Genomic DNA, 20,364 nt, shown 5'->3' with positions numbered 1-20,364 from the left:
GGCAGATGCGACAGCATGCCGTATCCACCCCAACTTCCCGGTCATGCTACAAAGTTGCGTGTCCGGGAAGCACAGGAGAAGGGAAATAATGCGCGCCGTACCAGTTCCTCGGCTGAGCCGTCATCGCGCAGCCCAAGACGGCGTGCAATGGCGTCGTCAAGGACAGGATAGCGGCCAAAAACCGCTTCCACCTGTTCTTGCGGGGCATAGTGCACCAGGGCCCGGCCATCGACGCCATACATGGCAGAGAGGGTCTCCACCACTTGCAGCATGGACAGCCTGAGCACCGGCATCGCCCAGGTGCGCTCGGTGTGACCATCGGTGTCCAGCGCCGGGTTCATGCTTACGGCATGCAGCAAATTCTCGGCGCAGCGCCGGGCTGACATCCACCAGGCGGTTGCCTGCGGGCCGACCGGCAGCGTCACCGCTTCGCCAGCGGCCAGGGCATGCATGAGTTCGCTCATGAAGGCCGAGACCAGTCCCGAGGCCACGCGCGGACGCGCCACAATACCCGGCAGCCGCAGCGATCGGCCATCCAGCTGTCCACGGCGCGTTGCGTCGGCCAGCAGGATTTCGCAGGCACGCTTGTGCGCGCCATAGATCAGCGCCGGTCGTGTGGGCGTGGCCGGTGTCACCGGGTCTGGCAAGGGCGTGCCATAAACCGCAATGGTGCTGGCATACACCACCACTGGCGGCCTGGCCGATGCCGCGCGCTCGGCAAGCAGCGATGTAAACAGGTCCAGGGTGGCATCCAGGTTGACGCGGCGGCTCAGGGCCGGATCGGCTTCAGCCGCGCCCCCAGGCAGGGCGGCCAGATGAAAGCACAGATCGGCATTAAAGCGGGCGATACGCGCCTGCACTTGCGCATCCTGCAATTCGCCTTCGATGCGCTCAACCGCGCCGGGCAGCGGTGGCAATTGCCGATCCATCGCCGCCAGGCTAGTGATGCGCTGACTGCCCACCTGCCCTGCCTGCTGCAGCAACTGCAACAGCACGGTGCCGATGAAGCCGCCTGCGCCGGTAACCAGAACCCTCATGACGCCTCCACCACGCGCTGCTGCACCACGCCGAAGGGGCCTGCGCGGCCATCCTCGTAGCAGGCCTGCATGCGTACCTCATCGCCAAAGCGCATGAAGCCGGTGCGGATTTCGCCCAAGTCGATCTTTTCGATCACCCGCCGTTCCGCGATGCAGGCTGAACCCGCCGTGCGCGCCACATTGGACACCGTCCCCGAACCGATGATGCAACCGGCAGTGAGGCGGCGGCTGTGCGCGGCGTGCGCGATCAGCTGGCCGAAAGAGAAGTTCATCTCGCCAGCGTGCGGCTGACCAAAACGCTCGCCATTCCACTGCACATGCAAGGGCATCTGCACGCGCCCATCGCGCCAGGCCTCGCCCAGTTCATCCGGCGTGACGGCAATGGGGGCAAAGGCGGTGGACGGTTTGGCTTGCAGAAAGCCGAAGCCGGTCTTCATTTCATGCGGGCCGAGTGCGCGCAGGCTCCAGTCATTGAGCTGCACCACCAGGCGCACGGCGCGCAATGCGTCTTCCGGCGTAGCACCCATGGCGACCGGGCCGATGACGACGCCGAACTCGCCTTCGAAATCGATGCTCTCCTGCTCGGAGCGCAGCGGCACGTCCTGATACGGGCCGAGGAAGTCATCACTGGCACCCTGGTACATCACCGGAACCGTGTCGAAGTGCGGAATCGGCGGCGTCTTGAAAGCCTCTTCCATCAGACGGCCATGATTCAGAAAGGCCGAGGCGTCCAGCCACTGCGGCGCACGCGGCAGCGGTGCCATGCACTGCTGCGGATCGAAGGCGATGATGCCCTCGGCGCGACCTTCGTTAAGCGCCTGATCCTGCGCCGCCAAAGGTGCCAGCACCTCGTCCCAGCGCACCATGGCATCGATCAGGGTGCGGGCGACCTGTGGCACCGGCAAGGCACTGCGGGCATCGCGGGACACCAGCACCAGCGCGCCATCAGGGGTGCCGTCACGCAGCGTGGCAAACTTCATGCTGCATTCTCCTTGGCCAGTTGGGCGGCAATTGCCGGATCGTATTTGCCATCAACCAGGATGAACAGCATGCGGCAAGGCTGGCCCGAACGATTGGCCCAGGCATGGTTGGTGCCACGCTGCACCACCACGCTGCCGGGTTTCAGGGCGACTTCGCCGCGCTCCAGCACCAGCGTCATCTCACCTTCGATGACGATGCCGTAGTCCACCGATTCGGTGCGGTGCATCAAGGGGTGCGGGGAGTCGGCCTGCACGGTGGAAGCGGCAGCTTCACCGATCTGGCTGAAGGCTTCGTGCATCTTGCTGTTGGCGCTGGCAAGAAACTCTGCGGTATCGGGCGGAATATCGACAAAGCGTATGCGCGTGCCGTGCTCCGGTGGCGAGAGCACCAGTGCACCCAGGGTAGGATCGGCGCCGTTGTCCACGCACGCCGGAGTGGTGCTGGTGCTCCATACCTCATGGAAGAGCGTGCCGGGAATGGCCGCCACCTCCACGATGGTGGGCAGTGGGCCGTCGCTGCTGACGATGGACCGGCCTTGCGCGTCGTGGCCGGTGACGACGCGGTGAATGGGGGGAAAGGACATCATGGGCTCCTGTGAATGGCTTGCTTGAGCGAAAACTGCTGCTGGCAAAGCAGGCATTCAGGGTTCGTCGAAGATTGCCACCGCCCGCGTCCAGCCAGCGCTGGCACCACGGATCTTGTGCGGGAAGCAACTGATGGTGAAGCCATGGCCGGGCAAGGCTTCGAGGTTGTGCAGTTTTTCCAGGTGGCAGTAGCCAATGTCGCGGCCTGCCTTGTGGCCCTCCCAGATCAGCGCCTTGTTGCCGGTTTCGGCCACACGTTGGGCGGTGTAGGAAAACGGCGCGTCCCAGCTCCAGGCATCGGTACCGGTCAGGCGTACCCCGCGTTCCAGCAAATACATGGTGGCTTCGTACCCCATGCCACAACCGGCACCAAGATAGTCGCGCTGACCGTAACGCGAACCGGCACGGGTGTTGACCACCACAATATCCAGCGGCTGCAGCTCGTGACCGATGCGCTTGAGTTCGGCTTCCACATCAGCGGCGGTAGCGACGTAACCATCGGGGAAATGGCGGAAGTCCAGCTTCACACCGGGCTGGAAGCACCACTCCAGCGGCACTTGGTCGATGGTGATGGAGGGTCGCGCACCGCCGTTCTTGGCATCCTGGGTGGAATGAAAATGCCAGGGTGCATCCAGATGGGTGCCGTTATGCGTGGTCAGCGTCACCCATTCGGCTGCTGCGGCCTCGCCGTCGGGATAATCCTCAGGCTGGGTGCCGGGCAGCATGGCCATGAATTCTGGCAGGGTGTCGGCATGGGTCTGGTAGGTGATCTTCGGTGCCAGTGGCGGCGGGTCGGAGAGCACGTCGTTTTCAAGATAGATGGACAAATCGACGAAACGATGATGCCGACGGGCTTGCAAAGATGCGGTCATGCCAGGGCCTCCAGGGATTGAATAGCGGTGCTGCGCGGCAGCCGCGAGAAACAGAACGCTGCAGCCACGCCCAGTACCAGCGTCACCGGCCCCAGGCTGGCATAGCCCCAGCCCTGCACCAGCGTGCCACCGAGGATGGGGCCGATGGCCGCACCGGTCATCAGCATGGCGGGGGTAGCCGCCATGGCACGGCCACTGCGGTCCAGCCGGGCCATCAGGCCGAAGGCAAAGGTGTGGGTGAAGATCATCACGGCGGCAAACACCGACGCCGCCGCCGCATAAGGCGCAAAACGCACAGAGGACATGATCACCACCACCAGCAGGGCCTGTACCAGCGGACCAACCATCAGCACACTGCGGGCGGGCAGGCGTTTTTCCAGCAGCGCGGCCAGGGGGGCAGGTAGCAGATTGACGAAGCCCAGCGCGATGAGTACGCCGGTTACCGCGTGCAGGCCGAAGCCACGATCACTGCCGACGCGCTCCAGAAAACTGAAGGTCATCGATTGCACCAGCCCCATGCAGGCGATGCCGACAATGCCGTACCAAACCTGGCGCGGCAGCGGCTGGCGCGGCTGGGTCACCCGTGGCAGACCGTCGCCCTCTGGACGCGGAAAGGCCAAGGCGCAGGCCAAGGCACCCACGGCCATCACCCCGGCAAACAGATAGAACAGCACCGGGCCGCCCAGGCTGGCGACGACAGGCGGCGCAGCACCGAGAAACAGGATGGCAAACACACCCAGCGCGATGCCCACCAGCGCGAAGCCGCGATGCGGGTTGCTGCCCCTGGCGATGGTGCCGTGCGTCACGCTCAGCGACATCCCGGTGGTGATACCGCATAGCGCATGCAGCGCGGCCAGCAGCAGGTAGTGGTTGGTTTGCGCCGCCACGGCAAACAGCACAGCCGACAGGCTGAAGCCGATGGCGGCCTGCCAGCGCGCCGTATCCGGATTGAAATACGGTGCCAGCACGGCGCTGGCCAGCACGGCCCCGCCCAGGAACAGCGAAGCCAGCAAACCGGCCTGCATGGGGTCGAAGTGGTAATGCGCCACCAGCGTGCCGACCCAGACCGGCAGCGCCACCAGGTCTATCATGCCGGCGCAGTGCGCCAGCATCAGCGCAGCCAGCGCGCGCTTGGAATTGCTTGTGATCATTTTGTCTCCTTGCGCTGTGCGCAAATTGAGAAACACTAATCGTTCAGGTCGTCTGGACAGTCAGATCGGCAGCGCCAGCGCGGCATGCGACTCGCGCATGATGCGGGAGTGCTCGTCCTTGTCGCCGCCCTCGACCTCGATCTCGCCCAGCCGCGCCGAGTTCTCCACCACCATGCGGCAGCGCTCCCAGCGGCGCTCTTCGAAGGCCGACAGGGCCTGCCCCACCTGGCTATGGCGTGCCAGTTCCTCGGCCAGCACCAGCGCGTCTTCAATACCGATGCAGGCACCAGAAGCCAGGTGCGGGGTAGTGGCATGCACGGCGTCACCGATGAGCACCACCCTGCCCTGGTACCACGGACGCGGCAACAGCAGGCCCTCCAGCGGACGGAAGATAATGCGGGCCTTGTCATCGAGCTGTTCGCGAATGGTCTGCAACACCGGTGCGCTGAAGTCTTCCAGCAAGCCGCGCAGATGGCTGACGAAGGTCGCCGGGTCAACGTGGTCATTCACCGGGCGCGGCTCGGTAACGAAGAGATACATCTCGTCCTGGGAAACCGGATTGACGCCCGGCTTGATGCGCGGCCCCAGCCACATGGTGGTCGTGACGATCTCTGGCGGACGCGGCAGCACCGCGCGCCACACCGCCTGGCCGCTGTAGCGGGGCTTGGGAGCGTTGGGGAAAATCTGGGCGCGCAGCTTGGAATAAAGGCCGTCAGCACCGATCACCAGGTCGTAGCGGCGGGTCTGGCCATCGGTGAAGTCCACCTCGACTTGCTCACCGACTTCGCGCAGTGCGGTGAAGGTACAGCCCAGGCGCACGTCGGTTCCCGCTGCGCGGGTGGCATCGGCCAGGATGCGGGCCAGTACCGGTCGCAGGATTGCGCCGCCGCCCGGCACATCGGGTGCGGCCAGACGCGGCGTGGGCAGTTCGGCAACCTGCGGACCGTGCGGCAGGCACAGGCGTACGCCGTCACCGGCTGCGCCTTCACGCAGGAAGGCGTCGAGCACGCCCAGTTGTTTCAAGGCGCGCAGGGTGGCCGGCCCCAGGCTGATGCCGGCGCCATAATTACGCCACTGGGCGTCCAGTTCTACCAATTCGACGTGTGCGCCACGACGGCGCAGGTCGATGGCGGCCGACATGCCGGAAAAACCGCCGCCGATGATGAGGATGCGTTGCGCTGCTAGTGTCATGATGTGTCTCCTTTATTTTCTTGTTGAATTTTTCTTGCACGATTTAAATCTGCTCACCCCCTGCCACATGCAGGCCGCCTGCGTCATCAATGCGCAATGGCACCGGGGTAAGTCTGTCGCCCAAGCAAGGGCCGAGCGTGCACAGCCCGCTGAGCGGATCAAACAGCGCGCCATGCGCGGCACAGACTACATGCTGGCCGCTCATGTCGAGGTAGGCATCGCGCCGCCACGGCAGTGGTGTGCCGTGGTGAGGGCAGGCGTCGCGCCAGGCGCGCACCTGATCGCCCTTGCGCAGCAAAAAGATGGTGGCCAGCCCTGCGCCTTCGGTATCGAAACCGCGCGCGCCGTCCTCGGGTAATTGGCTGATATGGCACAGGTACATGGCCGTCTCCGCACTGCCAGGGTCAATGTGCCGCGCCAGGCGGCGGCGGGCTGCCCGGCGCCCACTTTTCACGGTACTGGAACAAGAACAGTTGCGAGGCATCCGCGCCCATGGGCGCTTCACGCGCGGCCCACTGTTCATCGTGCAGGTCCATATCGGCGTCGTATTCAACATGGCAGCCCAGCGGCGAATTGAAATACCAGAACCAATTGCTGCCAAAGCGATGGCGTCCCGGCCCCCAGAAGCTCTGGTAACCCTTCTCGACAAAGCGGGTCCCGGCCAGCAGCATTTCAGTGGGGCCGCCCATGTGGAAGGTAAAGTGTTCGCAGCCTTTCATGAAGGGTGGCGTCTGGATCATGAACAGAGTGTGGTGATCTTGCGTACCGGCCGGGCGCAGGAAGGGCCCCACACCAATGAAACGGTCGGTGCAGATGAAACCCAGGCGTTGATAAAAAGCCTCGGCCTTGGCGACATCAGGCACGAAATACACCACGTGCGACAGCGTGCGCGGCAGGGCTGGCAAGTCCGCAGGCAAGCCCAATTGGTTGGGTGCGCGCTGGGCGTCGCCGGGGCTGTTGACGCGCTCGGAAGGCAGTGTCAGCTCGCGCCGCACCGTCTGCTGGAAAGCCAGCGCAAAGCCCATGTCATCGACGCAGCGCACCACGCCATCGCGACGGCTGACTTCGCGGTCGCGGCGCAGTTCGGCTTCGATGGCGTCCAGCGTGGCGGCATCGGCCACGCCATAGACGGTTTCGCGCAGCAGGCTGGCGGTATCCATGGCCGGTGGCAGGGTGGCGTCGTCCTTGGCGCGCAATACGATGGCGGTACCATCGAGGGCTTCGAAGCGGTCGTCGCCTGCATCTTGCAAGCCGTAGTCGAGCAGGTACTGGCGGCAGGCGGGCAGATCATCCACGCCGAAGACCAGGGCATCGGGGCCAATGATGTTCATCGGTATTTCCTTTGATTGACTGAGTGTTTTCGTATTGCGTTGTGCGGTAGACATCAGGCCTTGGTACGCCCGCCCAGGGTTTCGGCCACCCAGTCGGCGATAACGTGACCGGCATTGATGGAGTTGTCGAAACTGGCGTGCTGTACGCCACCTTCGCGCTCGGTGAAAATCTTCAATTCACGCTTGGGGCTGTTGACCAGTTGTTCGTAGGTGCGCTGCGCCCACTTGAGCGGAATCTGGCTGTCCTTCTCGCCGTGGGTAACCAGAAAAGGCACGCGGATTTTCTCGACCACGCCATCCAGGTGCACGTCCTGGGCAATGCGCATGAAGTCGTCGATGTCCTTGGCGCCCCACACCCAGCACACGTGCTGCCAGTAATGCGGCACCGGGAAGTCGCCCTCCTTTTCCAGTCGGCGCTTCTGCACGTCGCGCCAGTCGTGATTGGCTCCCCACACCACGCCGCAGGCAAAGCGCGGCTCCATGGCCACCACGCGCGGGCAGTAGTAACCGCCCAGCGACACCCCTTCGCAGCCGATGCGTGCCGGGTCCACGTCGTCGCGCTGCTCCAGCCAATCCACCACGTGGCGCGCCCAGTGCTCGGCATCGAAGCGCGCGGTCAGGCCGTGCAGGCGCAGGGCTTCGCCGGTGCCTGGCTGGTCAATCACCAGCGAGGAGACGCCACGCTCGGCCAGCCAGCCGGGCAAGCCGACCATGTATTTCATTTCCTTGGTCGAATCCAGTCCATTGAGCTGAACCAGCACCGGCGCAGGGCCTTCGACCTTGCTGGCGCGGACATACAGCCCGGAAATGACCTTGCCCTCATAAGGAATTTCCACCCGCTCGCAGTTCTCGCCTGACAAGGCAATGCCGCGCTGAAACACTTCCAGGAAGCGCCGGTACAGTTCCAGCCGCCCCGGTGCGCCGTGACCCTGCAGGCGCTCACAGGTCAGCAGATAACTGGCGGCGCGCTTGTACTTGGCACCGGCCGAGAGCAGCCGCCCGCGCCCTTCGTCCTCGGCGGCCAGGCTGCACAATTTTTCCGCCATGTCGGCCCAGGTGGCACGGAAGGCGGCAGTGCCCTCAGCGTCCGGCTGCCTGGCTGCCTCTTGCAAAGGCGCGCACATGGCCTCGATTTCTCCGATACGCGCGCCCATCTCGATGGCGAGATCGACGGAAAGATTCCAGACATAGTTCGTCGGGAAGTAACGGAACATGGTTTGACTCCTTTAATAATGAGTAATGCTGGCGAATGCCGTGTTGATACCGCCTCAGTGCTGCCCGCCCAGCCACAGTGGCATGGCAAAGTTGATCCAGACGGCATTGCTCTTGGCCGTGTTGGCGGCATACAGGCCTTGCTGGTAGTTCATGTTGATGCTGAATCTGCCGGCGTTGTAGGCCACGGTCGGCCCGATGGCGAAGCTGCGCGCGCGGTTGCCGGTGATGCTGCTGCCGTTCTGGCTGTCGTCGGTGAACTGGTTCAGATAGGCACCGGTGGCGCCGATCTTCCACTTGCCAAAGTTCCAGCCACCGATAAATTCAGCCACATAGGCGGAGCCAGAGCGGTAGTGGGTATCGCTGTTCTTGTCATTGAAGAGCAGGCGGTTGGAGATGCCCAGGTCCAGGCCGTTCGGGTCGTTGTGGCGGATGGCCAGCACCGGCTGGTAGGAGTTGTAGCCCACCGCCACGCTGGTGCGGGCAGGATCGTAGGCACCACTCTTGAGGGCGAAGTCCAATCCCCACGTGACATTGGTGTTGGCAGCCACGTCCCAGCGCAGAAACAGCGGTGTGACGGTGACGTTGGAGAGGCCGTTATGGGTTTCGCCCTGCCCCGCCACTTCGGTATGCAGCGAAACAACGGGCAGCACCAGTTGCGAATACACCTTGGCACCCAGAAATTCCACGCCATAGGAAGCCAGCAGACGCGTGGTCAAACTGGAGACGTTGGACTTGAAGGGGATGGGCCGCTTATTGCCCTGGTTGTCGTACAGACCGTTTGCACTGCTGTAGTTGAACTGTTCCACCGCGAATACCCCCGGAATGGGCGGCAAGGCGGCGATGTATTCGGTGGAAGATCCGGTGGGGAATGGCGAAATGCCACCTTCAAAGGCTAGCGCGGATTGCATGCTGCCAGCACCCAAAACGGTCAGGGCAGCATAAGCGGCCAGCCGCCGGGCTGGTACGTGTGTTGTTTTCATTTCTGTCTCCTAGTCTCCTACCTTCCCTGGCTTGTTGTTTCGCCGTTGCGGCGTGTTATGTAAGCCAGGTAGAACAGCAGTGCCTCCAGCACCACCGATTTACCGTGCCGGCCTTTTCTCGTGTTTCTCTGCGAGGCCGTGCAGCGGATGAGTCAACATTAAGATCGGGTTTGATATTGATCAAATGGATTGTTTTGATTCATGCTATGGACGGCATCAATACCTGACCGCACCCAGCAAGCCTGCGCAAGCAGCGCTGGCACCCTACCGGGGAGACTTATCCATGCGCTTCAACAAGCTCGACCTGAATCTGCTGGTCGCTCTGGATGCCCTGCTGACCGAACTCAATATCAGCCGCGCCGCCGAGAAGACCAATCTCAGCCAGTCAGCCATGAGCAATGCCTTGGCCCGCCTGCGCGAATACTTCGATGACGAATTGCTGATCCAGGTCGGACGCCGGATGCAACCCACGCTGCGCGCCGAGGTGCTGCGCGATGCGGTCAACGATGTGCTGCGGCGTATCGAAGGCTCGATCTCGGCCAAGCCGGCCTTTGTTCCAAGCGAATCGAACCGGGAATTCCGCATCTCGGTTTCGGATTTCAGCCTGAGCGTGCTGATCCCGCGCGTGATCGCGCGCGCCCATGCCCAGGGGCCGCGCATCCGCTTTGCGCTGATACCACAGGTGCAGGACCCGACCCGCGCGCTGGACCGCGCAGAGGTGGATTTGCTGGTACTGCCACAGGAATTCTGCACGCCCGACCACCCTGCCGAAGAAGTCTTCCTCGAACGCCATGTGTGCGTGGTGTGGCGCGACAGTGCCTTGGCTGAAGGCGAGCTCACGCTGGAGCGCTACATGAACGCCGGCCACGTGGTGATGGTGCCGCCCGGCACCAATTCCAGCTCGGTGGAAGCATGGATGGCCAACAAACTGGGTTTTGCGCGACGCGTGGAGGTGACCAGTTTCAACTTCGCCTCTTGCGTGGAACTGGTGCAGGGAACGGACCGCATCGCCACCGTGCACAGTCGTCTGGCGCGCAAGCTGGCACCGCAACTGCCGGTGGTATTGAAGGAAAGCCCGCTGCCGCTGGCGCAGATGCACCAGATGATGCAATGGCATCGCTATCGCACCAATGACCCAGGCATAGAATGGTTGCGCCAGGTGCTGCTAGAAAGCGCGCGCGAGATGGAAGAGGACATGGGCTGATAAAGCCGCAGGCTGGCCATGCCCGCAAATGACCCGGCTTTGGGCCGATATGGAATCCAAAAACCACCGCCTGGCCGTGGCGTAACCTTACTGCGGGGCTAACGGCTTGAGCTGGAGCCGGTCAAGTCGTTGCAGCGATTGTTGCATCTGGATAAGGATGACTGTGGCCTGCGTATCCCAATTTGATTTGGGGTGGTTGTTTGGGTTTTGGCAGTTCAGTCCTGGGTAAGCCAGTGGCTGGATCCAGCTTTTTTGCTTTGGCCAGGGCAATCACCAGCTTTTCATCAGGCTTGGCTGGTGGTGTATTTTCCTTCCACTCTTTTTCCCATTCAAAGCTGCCATCCCAAGTGGGGAGCTTGGCTGGTAGCAAGGGGCTGAGTGGGTGGCGCATGTCCTAAACGATTTGCCACCTATCCAGAATACACGCCGCTTTGTTTCAGCCGATACCCAGCTGTCTGGCTGTCCACTGCATGCAGGTGATGCGGTATTGCTTCTGCGGGAATTGAACACCTGTTGCAGCATGGGGTAAGTGCACAGACCCTGGCACAACAATCCTGGCGCCCTTCCCCAAATGCGCGCGTTCCCGAGTTCAATTAACAAGGAGTCAGAATGATTGCTGTCATTTTTGAAGTTGAACTGAGTGCTGATGCACAACCGCGCTACTTGTCTTTGGCTGCTGAACTCAACCCATTGCTGCAAGAAATGGATGGATTCATCTCGATTGAACGCTTTGCAAGCCTGAATCAGCCAGGCAAGCTTCTGTCCTTATCGTTTTGGCGCGACGAAGCCGCTGTTCAACAATGGCCTCAGTTAGCGCAGCACCGCAGCGCACAACAATGGGGTCGGACAGGTATCTTTGCGGATTACCGATTACGGGTGGCTGCAGTCAAACGGGATTATGGTCTGCTTGATAGAGGACAGGCCCCCGTTGATAGATAGCCTGGTATATCACCAGCCCTGAAATGCATCAGTCTGAACATGTGCGTAAAGCAGCCATAGACCGCTATTCAATCGAATAGCGGCTTTGGCCTAACTGCCGCTAACCAGGTGGCCAATGAGAGTGGCTGGGCATAACAACCGGTTTACACAGAACGTCGGACACGTCCTAGGCAGGCGGCGTGAGCAAGGTACCGTTGGCACCGGTCCCGAAAGATCAGGCCTTCTTGCCCTGAAAGCACTCCTGGTATACGCCGACAATCAGCGATAGCATGCCCAGGCACAAGCCACCTACGCCGATACGCGTAAACAATTCGGGTAAAAACGCATGATGTGACGCGGAGCGGCCAATATCAGGTGCGACCAGAAACATGGCAAACCAGGCCAGTGGATAGAAAATGGACAGGCCTATCAGCAGCGCAGTAATCTGCTTGCGCTTTTCAGACATACTGGTCAGCGCGGTCACAATGACCAAACCCAGTGAATAAGCACCGATCCCACCAGCATGGAAGTGCGCACGCTGGACCATGCGCCAAATAATTTCAGCGTCGTTAGGTTTGAATAATGCCGGGTGAGCCGAAATCCCGGCCTGAATGTAATTTTGAAACATGTCCTCGTTCAGTCCGAACAGAGCACCAAAGGCAATATTGATCAAAAGTGTCAACATGGCTAGCGCCAAACCCCATTTGACAGCGGAAAGATTGATCGTACTTTTTTCTTTGTTCATCATTGTTTTCCTGATTTTGCGTACTGGCGAGAACGGTGTTCGATTAAAATTGCAACAATACATACGGTCTCTTGCCGGGGACCGGATACACCCACAAATGCATTTTCCCGTGCAAGTTTTAATCGAAAATTAACCAGTAATTTCGCCCCCCGAAGAACGATCGGAATCAGGTAGTTGTTTGATCAGACGCACCGCAAGTCCCCCCGTTGGACGCGCGTTGAACTCAAGCTGCAAGCCGTGCAATTGCGCCACACGTTTAGCAATCGACAATCCCAGTCCGCTGCCTGTCACAGCTTGGCCGGGAGGACGAAGAAATCTCTCTCCAACTTGTGATAACCAAGCGGGATCAATACCTGGCCCATTATCCAGCACCGTCACCTCGGTTGGCGTCAGCCGCAGCGTGATTTCCACTCCCTCGGGGCCGTATCGCAGCGCATTGTCCAGCAAGTTGCGCAGCAGCAGCCCCAGCAGTGTTTCATCCCCATTGACCGGTAAGGTCTGGCCGTCTTCTACACGCAGGCTCAGGAAACTATCGCGCTGCTCGGCTAACCACGCCACTTCATGCAGGGCCGACTGAACTACGCGCTCCCAGTCTACGGGCTCACACTGCGGTGGAGAGTCCTGCGCATCGAGCCTCGACAAGACCAGCATCTGGGTGACCAGGTGCTCGGCACGCTCGATGCCGCACATCAATTGGGAAAGGGCATGTTGTTGCGCGCCCTCATCGCGAATCATCTTCAGCACTTGGGCCTGGACTTTGAGCGCAGCCAATGGCGATCGCAGCTCGTGTGCGGCATCGGCCGTAAAGCGACGCTCTCGCGCCATGCTCCGGGATATCCGTACAAACAGCGCATTGAGGGTTTCTACAAGTGGTAATACCTCGGTAGGCACTTGCAACGGTAAGGGCGTCATGTCATCTCCGTCTCTATTCACAAGCGAGCGGGTCAAATGTCCTAACGGGGACAGTGCCTTGCCAAGCGCCCAGAGAATGAGCAATAGCATGAAGGGCAAGGCAAGTAACCAGGGTAATGCCTGCGTCAACACGATTTTGGAAGTGACAAACCAGCGTTCATCTAGGCGCTGAACGATCGCCACCCTGGTGGCACCATCCGGTGCGGAGCGGTAATAGACACGCCATTCCTGACCAGAACCGGGGACGATACGATTGGCAAAACCTTCCAGCCCCGGCTCGAACGGTAGGTTCTTGCCCTGTTCGTCACTGAATATACGTTGATGCCGGCTGCCCCAAACGGCAAAACCCAGTTCGCTCACATTGACTGTGCCGTTATTGCCGTTGCCCAGCAGCAAGCGGTCTTGGATAGCCGGACTGGCGGGCGCGGCTGCATTTGACTGGCTCATACGCATGACCTGACGGGAGAAGTCGGCCATCTGCGTATCATAAAGTTCATCCACCTCGTGACGCGTCATCAGGACAGCCATGACACTGGCGGACAACCAGGTCAGCAGGACTACAGGCAGCAGGAAAATGATCAGCCGCCGCCGTAAACCAGTTTGCGACTTCACGGCGCAACTCCTAAGGTATAACCAATGCCACGCAGAGTGCGGATGAAATCGCTCCCCAGTTTCTTGCGCAAGTGATGCACGAACACGGCGATGGAATTGCTTTCCGGCTCCTGATCCCAGGCATAGAGCTTTTGTTCGATCAGTTCACGGGGCAAAATGCGTCCCTTATTGCTGAGCAGAAGTTCCAGCAGCGCAAGCTCGCTAGCGGTCAGGTCAAGTGGATGATCACCCAACCACGCACAACGGGCCACCGGATCCAATACCACGCCGCCATGTGAAAGCATCGGTTGCATCCATCCATGGCGACGGCGTATCAGCGCACGCAGTCGAGCGGCAACCTCCTCGAGCACGAAAGGTTTGACCATATAGTCGTCCGCGCCCATGTCGAGCCCAGATATCCGGTCCGCCATGCCATCTCTTGCGGTCAAAATCAGAACCGGCACAGTGTCCCCTTGTCGTCGCCAAGCAGCTAGCACAGACATGCCGTCCACTCCGGGTAACCCCAGGTCCAGAATTGCTGCATCAAACGGGGCGGAGGCCAACGCCGTCCGCCCCAGCTTGCCATCGCTCAGCCAATCCACGGCAAACCCCATGTGTTCAAGCCCGGCCTTGAGACCATCCCCAATCAAAGAGTCGTCTTCGATAAGTAAAATGCGCATTGAAATCCTTATTGAGAGGGGGGAACCGTGGCAGCGTAATACAAGACATGACTGACGATGATGACCTGTATTAAACCAGTTTCACCTGATTCAATACGGCAAGTACCTGAAGCCTTGCGGCGTGGTCACAGATAGCTTCAAACACAATTGCAAACTGGCCCTGACGATCGGGCGTGTGCGAAATTCTGTGTAAACCGGTCTTGACTACCTTGCGTGCTGACAGACCGGTTTGGCCGACCGACGTATGTTCCGGCTCGTACAGAATGCCTCAGCCGCTCCTGCCATCCTTCTAAAAACGAGAAGAGAGTCACTACGGCTGCAGACCATGCAGATATTCATGCAAGGCTTGGCTGATAATCTTTGACAAGCGTTCACTGCCAGTAGAAACGGATGACTCAGCACGATAAAGCATGAGTCGGATATCTGGCAGTGCAGGCAGATCTTTACGCAGCTGCAGCGTATCCGGCAAACCAGCGGGGGTACGCACCGTCACCCCCAGTCCTGCAGCAACGGCGGCCCAGATCCCACTCAGGCTACTGCTACAAAACGCCTGCCGCCAAGCAAGATTAGCCTGCTCCAACGCGGCACAAGCCGCCGCGCGCATCAAACATGGCGCTTCAAATGCCACCAATGGAATGGTGCTGACCGGCGGGTACTCAACCGGATTAGCTTTGCTGTCTATCCAGCACAGCGGTAGTGTCCCCATCTCTTCCTGATACGGCCATGACTGTCCGCCATCCCAGGCTAATACCAGGTCCAGTTCACCTTTGGTCAATCCATCCAGCAGTTGCTGATTGCGTGCTACTTTTACATCCAGCCGGAACTGCGGATGGGCACGGGAAAATTGCCCAAGAATGGCTGGCAGCAGTGACTCACCAAAATCTTCCTGCATACCAAAACGTATCCAGCCGTGCTCCAGCCCACTGCCTTGAACGGCCTGCACCGCCTCATCATTCAGTGCCAACAGCCGGCGCGCATAGGCCAGCATGACTTCCCCGGCCGGTGTCAGTACCAGCCCCCGACCTGCCTTGCGCATCAAGGGCTGGCCAGCCTGTTCTTCCAGTTTTTTCAGTTGAGCACTGATGGCTGATGTCGATCGGCTCATGTGCTGGGCAGCCATGGCAAAGCTACCCATCTCCACTCCCGCTACAAAGCTGCGCAGTACTTCCAGATCCAGACTGGTACGACTCACAATAACCATCCCGATAAAATGAACAATAAGAAAAAAACATTTTGATTATCAAAACCATTCTGACTGGATAAGCTGGGCTTTGTCAAAACAGGTAATGGAGAAATCATGCCTACCCCCACTTCAACAAGCATGCAGAACATGAGGAATGAGGCTGCAAAGCTAGCCGAAATTACCCAATCGCTATTGTTTGGCGACATTTGGCAACGCACTGAACTGAGCCCGCGTGAGCGCAGCATTGCTACGGTGGCCGCACTCACCGCGCTATACCGCCTAGAGCAGCTGCCTTTTCATTTACAGCTGGCCATGGACAACGGCATCAACCGTGCCGAACTGGGCGAACTCATCACCCATCTGGCCTTTTACGCCGGATGGCCAGCTGCGGCATCTGCCGTGGATCTGCTGGCCAGCATTCCACATGGAAAGTGAGTTCATCATGCCCTATGTCCGTATCGCTCTAGCTGCAGGCAAGCCCTCATCCTGGCTGAGGGCCATCTCTGCCAGCCTGCAAAAAGCACTGGAAGAAAGTTTTGAAGTACCTGTCGGCGACTGTTTTCAGGTGTTTCAGCAATGTCAGGCTGGTGAGTTGGTTTTTGATCGGGAGTACCTGTCAGACGCTCGCAGTGACGATTTCATCCTGTTCCACATTACGGCTGGCCGTGCACGCAGCACTGCCTGCAAACGCACATTTTTTGCAAAGCTGGCAGCGTGCCTGGAGGCAAGCCCCGGCTTGCGCAAGCAAGACATCATGGTGGTGATCACCACTACCGGACTGGAAGACTGGTCATTCGGCAACGGCAAGTCTGCCCTGCCAGAGAACTGTATCTAGGAGAAACTCCATGCTTGCCATGCAATACCGATTTGTCCTGCCAGCCGATTACGACATGGCCATCATCAGGCAGCGAATTCGTGAACGGGGCTATCTGCTGGATGGCTTCCCCCATCTTGAATGGAAGGCATACCTCTGGTCGGAAAAGGCTAGCCAACGCCCAGGCGCGATTAATGCCTATGCCCCGTTTTATCTTTGGCAGGATAACGAGGGAATCAATCAGTTCCTGTCGAGTTCTGGGTTCAGGGCACTGTGCGAGGACTTCGGCAGACCCCGTATCGATATCTGGTCGGTATGGGACTGCATAGGCGGTGACGCCATGTCCTCAGCAACCATTTGCTACCGGCACGCGCAAGCCATTCCACAAGGCCAGTCACTTGACGCCTTACGTCAGCAGGAACAGGAGCTGGCCATCAGGCTGCAGCAGCAAGGTGCTTTATCTGTTGTCAGTGCTTACGATCCACAGCAATGGCAGATGCTGCGTATTTCTACATGGCGTAAAGAGCAGAACAACCTACCGCAGGCCATGCACGGCGATTGCTATCAGATTGGCTACGTTGCGATGAAGTCTTGAGTGTGCAGAATGATCATCTGCGGGGTGGCGCCAAGACGCGCTGCCCAGCACTTGATAGCCCCCAACCTGATGAAACCATTTACCGGACGATTGGGAGTCTCAATCAAACAAGTGTATGTCTATCGGTGGTAGAATATGCACAAAGCATCAATGCCTACCCAAACGTATTGGAATTGTAAAAAGATGGACGTGCTCCAAATTGCACAAGGAGAACTGCAAGCTGCAATCCTCCTTGCTAAGGAAATCTCAGGATTGACGTCGAGTTCCGCAGAAAAGATGAGGCTCGAACTGCTGGAAACCCTTCTGCGCGATGTGTATCAGCAGCTTAATGATGCCCAGTACCAGATCAATGTTATTGAGAGAAATGATCGCATAAGCCTGATCTAACTAGCCCCTAGTTGCAGTCACCAAGCAGTCATTCAATGACATGCAATTACGAGTCCATGACATGAGGTTAACTCCGGCCCCAGTGTGAGTTGTCTCGTAATTCCCCTCCCCCTGGTCCTCTCCTTGTCGGCGGCAGATCGACCTTAGCTGCCGCTGGGAAGTACCCCGCGCAAGGTCTGAAACCTGTCGGCTTGCTACCCGAAGGGATACGCCCTGCCTCATTGGCAGCTTCCCTCACCCGCTTGGGCCGCACCCGACCCAAATCAGACTTGCAAGGCCTATCTGTCTATATCTTGCTTGCTAAGCAGGCATCACCCATACCTGTTTCTCCAGCGCACTCAACCGGCACCAGGCCCAGCTTGTTATCGAAGCCTGGCGAAGGGAATACAACAATGAAAGGCCGAAGAAGGCACTGGGGGTTTGACACCGGCAGCCCATGCCGAATCACTGACGGAGAAATCAGCTAAATTAAGCTTGGACTCTCAAGCCCCCCACTACTGGAAGTGGGGGGGGGGGGAAGCGTCGTCATTATTAAAAATCAACAAAACTCACTACTATCGATTCTCACCAAAATCTAAGGAATCATTCTTTTAAAGATATTTTTCTTTTCCATCATGTAGTGCGCAACACCACCGGCAACATGCAGCCCAATTAACAACGCAAAACAATAAGCCACAATCGAATGTGACAAACCAAAAATCGATGATAGCTCTCTATTTTTTTCGATTAAAGTCGGGAAGTTGACGGTATCAAACAACACCAGATCATGCCCTGCAGCATTGGTCTTCAGCCAGCCCAACAAGGGAACCATAACCATTCCAACATACAGCAGAGAATGCACTATCTTTTCCGCCAAGAACTGTAGCGTCCCAGGCTCATTTACCGAGGCAGGAATTTTTCTACGACTCAAAAACCGGAAAAACAATCTAAACACCGCCAGAACAAGAATCACCATCCCTAGCGTGCGATGCAAATCAAGCAACTCTGTTGCATCATCCAGCATCCACCCAATAATTAGATTGGCACCGATTACCGCTGCAATTAACCAGTGAATAAGTATGATTGCAAATGGATAACGCTCGGAATTTTTCATAGCAACTCCTACTGCAACAGATGACTCCATTGACGCCTACCCCAGTATTAATTTAAATAATTGTGATACTTTTTCTTGATGGGATTGACATTACTCAACGCCAATTTAGCAGCTGATAAATTATTCGCTTTAATCTGAGCATCAACCGCATCAAGTTGAAACTGCAGTTTTTGCATGCCCTCTTTATACAAAGCAGGATCAGCTTTCCACGCTTGCGCATTGGCTAGCTTTGCATCATTTTGAAGTCGTGAAAATTTCTGGGAAAACTCAGGCATTGACTTACTGTCCATCGCCTGCTGCATGGCAATTTTCATATCTTTCATTACTTTCTTTACCTCACCGGCCTGAGCCATGGACATCAAGGAAAGAGATAGCACACTCATGGTGAGCACAGTACATGCTTTTTTCATAAAGGTAGACATTGGATATTCCGCTTGAAAGGGTACGCCCATCCTAAGCGAAGTTTCTTAACCAAAGCTTAAGAACCATGCCCTGCAAAAACAGTAACGGCATTTGTCATATTCAATTAAGCCCACCCATAATCAAAGTCATTTTTTATTTCCCCATCGGGTGCATTACAGCGACTCACGGTAAATGAAATCAAACAATACCCAGCGCTCGCAACTTAGCATCAACATCGATAGTGAACGCTGACAACAGCGCAAGCGACTCGTCAGTCGGGGCTAATCTTGTCTTAGCAAGTGGGCGCCAGCACGCCGCCTACCCCGCGCGGCGCAGTGCGTGTCAACACCACCCAGGCCAGCGCACTAAGCCCGATCGATACCAAGGGGAGTGCTTCCAGGCCCCAGTGCGTCGACACGTAGCCTGCGAGCGCGCCGCCCATGGCGATGCCGACAAAGAGCGCCGACGAATTCAAGGCCAGCACCAGGCCGCGCATATCTGGGCGTAGTTCGACGATGCGGCGCTGCTGCGCGGGCAATAGCACGTCGACGGCAACCGCCCAGGGCAGCAGCGCCAACAGGGCCATGATTAAGCTGCCGGGCGCCAAAAAGAGTGTGGCGAAGCCAAGCACCAGCAGGATCAAGGCAAACTTCACAGACCGCATCGATGACCAGTGCAGAGCGAGGTGTTGCGCCACTCGGTTACCGGCTACGCCGGCCAGGCCATAGATGAACAGGGCAAACGAGATGCTCTGCGCGCCCGCATGGAACTGGTCGCGCAAGATAGGCGTAATCATCGTGTAGGTGGTAAACAGCGAAGCCAGCCCCAGGACCGTGACGGCTAGGCCACCGGCTGTCGGCAGATGGGCGAATACCTCGACAATATGCCGCACCTGCACGGCTTGGCCATGCGATGTGTCGTCGATCAAAACGGCCACCAGGATCGCAGCCAGTACAGCAAGCAACGCAATGGCGCCGAACATGGCGCGCCAACCCAGCGTGGCAGCGCACCACGACGCCAAGGGAACGCCGACCACGGAAGCCATGGTCATGCCCAGGAAGACTACCGCCAGTGCATGGCCCTGGCGCTCGGTTGGTACCAAGGCCACCCCCAGTGCAGACACCATCGGGCTGACCAGGGCCGCCCCGAAACCGGTAAGCACACGAGCCGCAATCAGCAAGGGGTAAGCGGGTGCTGCGGCACAACCCAACAGGCCGGCAGCCATCAGAAGCAAACCAATCAATAGCAGGGTGCGCCGCCGCCCATGGCCGAACAACACTTGCAGTACCGGCGCACCAATAGCAAACGTGACGGCAAATGCCGGCACGAGCAGGGCGACGTGGGCACGCGACAAACCCAATGCGCTTGAGATGGACTGCAGCGCGCCAACGACGGAAAGCGAAGCACAGCCCAGTGCGAAGAAACACAGGCTTAACAGTCTCAAAGACAGCATGGTAGGTAAGCGATTCATGGTGGGGGTCCTCCTGCGTAGTCATCA

24 protein-coding genes and 1 pseudogene are annotated in these 20,364 nt (G+C 58.7%); 7 read left to right on the top strand and 18 right to left on the bottom strand.

The genetic code is table 11. The features are described 5' to 3' along the window. Positions 1–41 precede the first annotated feature (41 nt). The 10 genes from ACODR9_RS08230 to ACODR9_RS08185 are packed head-to-tail and all read right to left on the bottom strand — an operon-like array spanning position 42 to position 9,342. Positions 42–1,037: an NAD-dependent epimerase/dehydratase family protein gene (locus ACODR9_RS08230; protein ID WP_488808719.1), complete on the bottom strand. Its 996-nt coding sequence runs from the start codon at positions 1,035–1,037 to the stop codon at positions 42–44. Then, positions 1,034–2,017, bottom strand: coding sequence for a fumarylacetoacetate hydrolase family protein (locus tag ACODR9_RS08225; RefSeq protein WP_488808718.1), 984 nt, complete (start codon positions 2,015–2,017; stop codon positions 1,034–1,036). The genes ACODR9_RS08230 and ACODR9_RS08225 overlap by 4 nt, the downstream gene beginning before the upstream one ends. Next, complete coding sequence (locus tag ACODR9_RS08220) at positions 2,014–2,601, bottom strand: cupin domain-containing protein (RefSeq protein WP_488808717.1); 588 nt, start codon at positions 2,599–2,601, stop codon at positions 2,014–2,016. The genes ACODR9_RS08225 and ACODR9_RS08220 overlap by 4 nt, the downstream gene beginning before the upstream one ends. A 57-nt stretch (positions 2,602–2,658) precedes the next feature. Then, positions 2,659–3,474, bottom strand: coding sequence for a cyclase family protein (locus tag ACODR9_RS08215; protein ID WP_488808716.1), 816 nt, complete (start codon positions 3,472–3,474; stop codon positions 2,659–2,661). After that, positions 3,471–4,625 carry an MFS transporter gene (locus ACODR9_RS08210; RefSeq protein WP_488808715.1) on the bottom strand — a complete coding sequence of 385 codons (1,155 nt, stop codon included), beginning with the start codon at positions 4,623–4,625 and terminating at the stop codon, positions 3,471–3,473. The genes ACODR9_RS08215 and ACODR9_RS08210 overlap by 4 nt, the downstream gene beginning before the upstream one ends. Before the next feature lie 60 nt (positions 4,626–4,685). Then, positions 4,686–5,816, bottom strand: coding sequence for an FAD-dependent oxidoreductase (locus ACODR9_RS08205; protein ID WP_488808714.1), 1,131 nt, complete (start codon positions 5,814–5,816; stop codon positions 4,686–4,688). Between the two features lie 43 nt (positions 5,817–5,859). Then, complete coding sequence (locus ACODR9_RS08200) at positions 5,860–6,198, bottom strand: Rieske (2Fe-2S) protein (RefSeq protein WP_488808713.1); 339 nt, start codon at positions 6,196–6,198, stop codon at positions 5,860–5,862. Positions 6,199–6,220: 22 nt separating this feature from the next. Next, positions 6,221–7,147, bottom strand: coding sequence for a VOC family protein (locus ACODR9_RS08195; protein WP_488808712.1), 927 nt, complete (start codon positions 7,145–7,147; stop codon positions 6,221–6,223). 53 nt (positions 7,148–7,200) lie between these two features. Continuing rightward, a complete protein-coding gene (locus tag ACODR9_RS08190) occupies positions 7,201–8,361 on the bottom strand; it encodes an alpha/beta hydrolase family protein (protein ID WP_488808711.1) in 1,161 nt (386 codons plus the stop codon). Positions 8,362–8,415: 54 nt separating this feature from the next. Further along, on the bottom strand, positions 8,416–9,342 hold the full coding sequence (locus tag ACODR9_RS08185; RefSeq protein ID WP_488808710.1) for a SphA family protein: 927 nt from the start codon (positions 9,340–9,342) through the stop codon (positions 8,416–8,418). Positions 9,343–9,625: 283 nt separating this feature from the next. On the opposite strand from ACODR9_RS08185, the gene ACODR9_RS08180 reads away from it, so the two are divergent. Then, on the top strand, positions 9,626–10,546 hold the full coding sequence (locus tag ACODR9_RS08180) for a LysR family transcriptional regulator (protein ID WP_488808709.1): 921 nt from the start codon (positions 9,626–9,628) through the stop codon (positions 10,544–10,546). A gap of 121 nt (positions 10,547–10,667) precedes the next feature. Here the strand turns inward: ACODR9_RS08180 and ACODR9_RS08175 are convergent, their stop codons facing one another. Continuing rightward, positions 10,668–10,937 (bottom strand): DUF6396 domain-containing protein, encoded by a 270-nt coding sequence (locus tag ACODR9_RS08175; protein WP_488808707.1) that lies wholly within the window; start codon positions 10,935–10,937, stop codon positions 10,668–10,670. Positions 10,938–11,155: 218 nt separating this feature from the next. Between ACODR9_RS08175 and ACODR9_RS08170 the strand changes: the two genes are divergently transcribed. Next, positions 11,156–11,485: an antibiotic biosynthesis monooxygenase family protein gene (locus ACODR9_RS08170; protein WP_488808706.1), complete on the top strand. Its 330-nt coding sequence runs from the start codon at positions 11,156–11,158 to the stop codon at positions 11,483–11,485. A 214-nt stretch (positions 11,486–11,699) separates the two neighbouring features. Here the strand turns inward: ACODR9_RS08170 and ACODR9_RS08165 are convergent, their stop codons facing one another. The 4 genes from ACODR9_RS08165 to ACODR9_RS08150 all read right to left on the bottom strand — a co-directional run bounded on the left by ACODR9_RS08165 (position 11,700) and on the right by ACODR9_RS08150 (position 15,584). After that, positions 11,700–12,209: a hypothetical protein gene (locus ACODR9_RS08165; RefSeq protein ID WP_488808705.1), complete on the bottom strand. Its 510-nt coding sequence runs from the start codon at positions 12,207–12,209 to the stop codon at positions 11,700–11,702. Positions 12,210–12,338: 129 nt separating this feature from the next. After that, positions 12,339–13,733 (bottom strand): ATP-binding protein, encoded by a 1,395-nt coding sequence (locus ACODR9_RS08160; RefSeq protein WP_488808704.1) that lies wholly within the window; start codon positions 13,731–13,733, stop codon positions 12,339–12,341. Beyond that, a complete protein-coding gene (locus ACODR9_RS08155; RefSeq protein ID WP_488808703.1) occupies positions 13,730–14,392 on the bottom strand; it encodes a response regulator in 663 nt (220 codons plus the stop codon). Before ACODR9_RS08155 ends, ACODR9_RS08160 begins: the two co-directional genes overlap by 4 nt. A gap of 310 nt (positions 14,393–14,702) precedes the next feature. Continuing rightward, positions 14,703–15,584 (bottom strand): LysR substrate-binding domain-containing protein, encoded by an 882-nt coding sequence (locus ACODR9_RS08150; protein ID WP_488808702.1) that lies wholly within the window; start codon positions 15,582–15,584, stop codon positions 14,703–14,705. A 105-nt stretch (positions 15,585–15,689) separates the two neighbouring features. On the opposite strand from ACODR9_RS08150, the gene ACODR9_RS08145 reads away from it, so the two are divergent. The 5 genes and pseudogenes from ACODR9_RS08145 to ACODR9_RS08125 all read left to right on the top strand — a co-directional run. Continuing rightward, positions 15,690–16,010, top strand: a complete 321-nt coding sequence (locus ACODR9_RS08145) for a carboxymuconolactone decarboxylase family protein (RefSeq protein WP_488808701.1) — start codon at positions 15,690–15,692, stop codon at positions 16,008–16,010. Then, positions 16,000–16,410: a tautomerase family protein gene (locus ACODR9_RS08140; protein WP_488808699.1), complete on the top strand. Its 411-nt coding sequence runs from the start codon at positions 16,000–16,002 to the stop codon at positions 16,408–16,410. The genes ACODR9_RS08145 and ACODR9_RS08140 overlap by 11 nt, the downstream gene beginning before the upstream one ends. Before the next feature lie 10 nt (positions 16,411–16,420). After that, complete coding sequence (locus tag ACODR9_RS08135) at positions 16,421–16,984, top strand: DUF4865 family protein (RefSeq protein WP_488808698.1); 564 nt, start codon at positions 16,421–16,423, stop codon at positions 16,982–16,984. A 183-nt stretch (positions 16,985–17,167) separates the two neighbouring features. Then, positions 17,168–17,371, top strand: a complete 204-nt coding sequence (locus tag ACODR9_RS08130) for a hypothetical protein (protein WP_488808697.1) — start codon at positions 17,168–17,170, stop codon at positions 17,369–17,371. Positions 17,372–17,708: 337 nt separating this feature from the next. Further along, positions 17,709–17,830 (top strand): annotated as a pseudogene (locus ACODR9_RS08125) (integrase core domain-containing protein); the annotation flags it as partial. 115 nt (positions 17,831–17,945) lie between these two features. Here the strand turns inward: ACODR9_RS08125 and ACODR9_RS08120 are convergent. The 3 genes from ACODR9_RS08120 to ACODR9_RS08110 all read right to left on the bottom strand — a co-directional run bounded on the left by ACODR9_RS08120 (position 17,946) and on the right by ACODR9_RS08110 (position 20,337). Next, positions 17,946–18,464, bottom strand: a complete 519-nt coding sequence (locus tag ACODR9_RS08120) for a cytochrome b (protein ID WP_488808696.1) — start codon at positions 18,462–18,464, stop codon at positions 17,946–17,948. A 47-nt stretch (positions 18,465–18,511) separates the two neighbouring features. Further along, a complete protein-coding gene (locus ACODR9_RS08115) occupies positions 18,512–18,886 on the bottom strand; it encodes a cytochrome b562 (RefSeq protein WP_488808695.1) in 375 nt (124 codons plus the stop codon). A 272-nt stretch (positions 18,887–19,158) separates the two neighbouring features. Continuing rightward, the gene (locus ACODR9_RS08110) at positions 19,159–20,337 is read right to left on the bottom strand and encodes an MFS transporter (protein WP_488808694.1); all 1,179 of its coding nucleotides are present in this window, start codon (positions 20,335–20,337) and stop codon (positions 19,159–19,161) included. Positions 20,338–20,364: the final 27 nt, after the last annotated feature.

The sequence above is a fragment of the Aquitalea sp. FG25 genome (genome assembly GCF_057809375.1).
This window is presented reverse-complemented; position numbering and strand designations above follow the sequence as displayed.

Excerpts from the sequence above, each read along its gene's own strand:
- ACODR9_RS08140 (WP_488808699.1), top strand. The coding sequence starts at position 16,000 with ATGGAAAGTGAGTTCATCATGCCCTATGTCCGTATCGCTCTAGCTGCA.
- ACODR9_RS08115 (WP_488808695.1), bottom strand. The coding sequence starts at position 18,886 with ATGTCTACCTTTATGAAAAAAGCATGTACTGTGCTCACCATGAGTGTG.
- ACODR9_RS08180 (WP_488808709.1), top strand. The coding sequence starts at position 9,626 with ATGCGCTTCAACAAGCTCGACCTGAATCTGCTGGTCGCTCTGGATGCC.
- ACODR9_RS08220 (WP_488808717.1), bottom strand. The coding sequence starts at position 2,601 with ATGTCCTTTCCCCCCATTCACCGCGTCGTCACCGGCCACGACGCGCAA.
- ACODR9_RS08135 (WP_488808698.1), top strand. The coding sequence starts at position 16,421 with ATGCTTGCCATGCAATACCGATTTGTCCTGCCAGCCGATTACGACATG.
- ACODR9_RS08120 (WP_488808696.1), bottom strand. The coding sequence starts at position 18,464 with ATGAAAAATTCCGAGCGTTATCCATTTGCAATCATACTTATTCACTGG.
- ACODR9_RS08175 (WP_488808707.1), bottom strand. The coding sequence starts at position 10,937 with ATGCGCCACCCACTCAGCCCCTTGCTACCAGCCAAGCTCCCCACTTGG.
- ACODR9_RS08155 (WP_488808703.1), bottom strand. The coding sequence starts at position 14,392 with ATGCGCATTTTACTTATCGAAGACGACTCTTTGATTGGGGATGGTCTC.
- ACODR9_RS08145 (WP_488808701.1), top strand. The coding sequence starts at position 15,690 with ATGCCTACCCCCACTTCAACAAGCATGCAGAACATGAGGAATGAGGCT.
- ACODR9_RS08130 (WP_488808697.1), top strand. The coding sequence starts at position 17,168 with ATGGACGTGCTCCAAATTGCACAAGGAGAACTGCAAGCTGCAATCCTC.
- ACODR9_RS08185 (WP_488808710.1), bottom strand. The coding sequence starts at position 9,342 with ATGAAAACAACACACGTACCAGCCCGGCGGCTGGCCGCTTATGCTGCC.
- ACODR9_RS08225 (WP_488808718.1), bottom strand. The coding sequence starts at position 2,017 with ATGAAGTTTGCCACGCTGCGTGACGGCACCCCTGATGGCGCGCTGGTG.
- ACODR9_RS08190 (WP_488808711.1), bottom strand. The coding sequence starts at position 8,361 with ATGTTCCGTTACTTCCCGACGAACTATGTCTGGAATCTTTCCGTCGAT.
- ACODR9_RS08200 (WP_488808713.1), bottom strand. The coding sequence starts at position 6,198 with ATGTACCTGTGCCATATCAGCCAATTACCCGAGGACGGCGCGCGCGGT.
- ACODR9_RS08215 (WP_488808716.1), bottom strand. The coding sequence starts at position 3,474 with ATGACCGCATCTTTGCAAGCCCGTCGGCATCATCGTTTCGTCGATTTG.
- ACODR9_RS08230 (WP_488808719.1), bottom strand. The coding sequence starts at position 1,037 with ATGAGGGTTCTGGTTACCGGCGCAGGCGGCTTCATCGGCACCGTGCTG.
- ACODR9_RS08205 (WP_488808714.1), bottom strand. The coding sequence starts at position 5,816 with ATGACACTAGCAGCGCAACGCATCCTCATCATCGGCGGCGGTTTTTCC.
- ACODR9_RS08170 (WP_488808706.1), top strand. The coding sequence starts at position 11,156 with ATGATTGCTGTCATTTTTGAAGTTGAACTGAGTGCTGATGCACAACCG.
- ACODR9_RS08195 (WP_488808712.1), bottom strand. The coding sequence starts at position 7,147 with ATGAACATCATTGGCCCCGATGCCCTGGTCTTCGGCGTGGATGATCTG.
- ACODR9_RS08165 (WP_488808705.1), bottom strand. The coding sequence starts at position 12,209 with ATGAACAAAGAAAAAAGTACGATCAATCTTTCCGCTGTCAAATGGGGT.
- ACODR9_RS08210 (WP_488808715.1), bottom strand. The coding sequence starts at position 4,625 with ATGATCACAAGCAATTCCAAGCGCGCGCTGGCTGCGCTGATGCTGGCG.
- ACODR9_RS08110 (WP_488808694.1), bottom strand. The coding sequence starts at position 20,337 with ATGAATCGCTTACCTACCATGCTGTCTTTGAGACTGTTAAGCCTGTGT.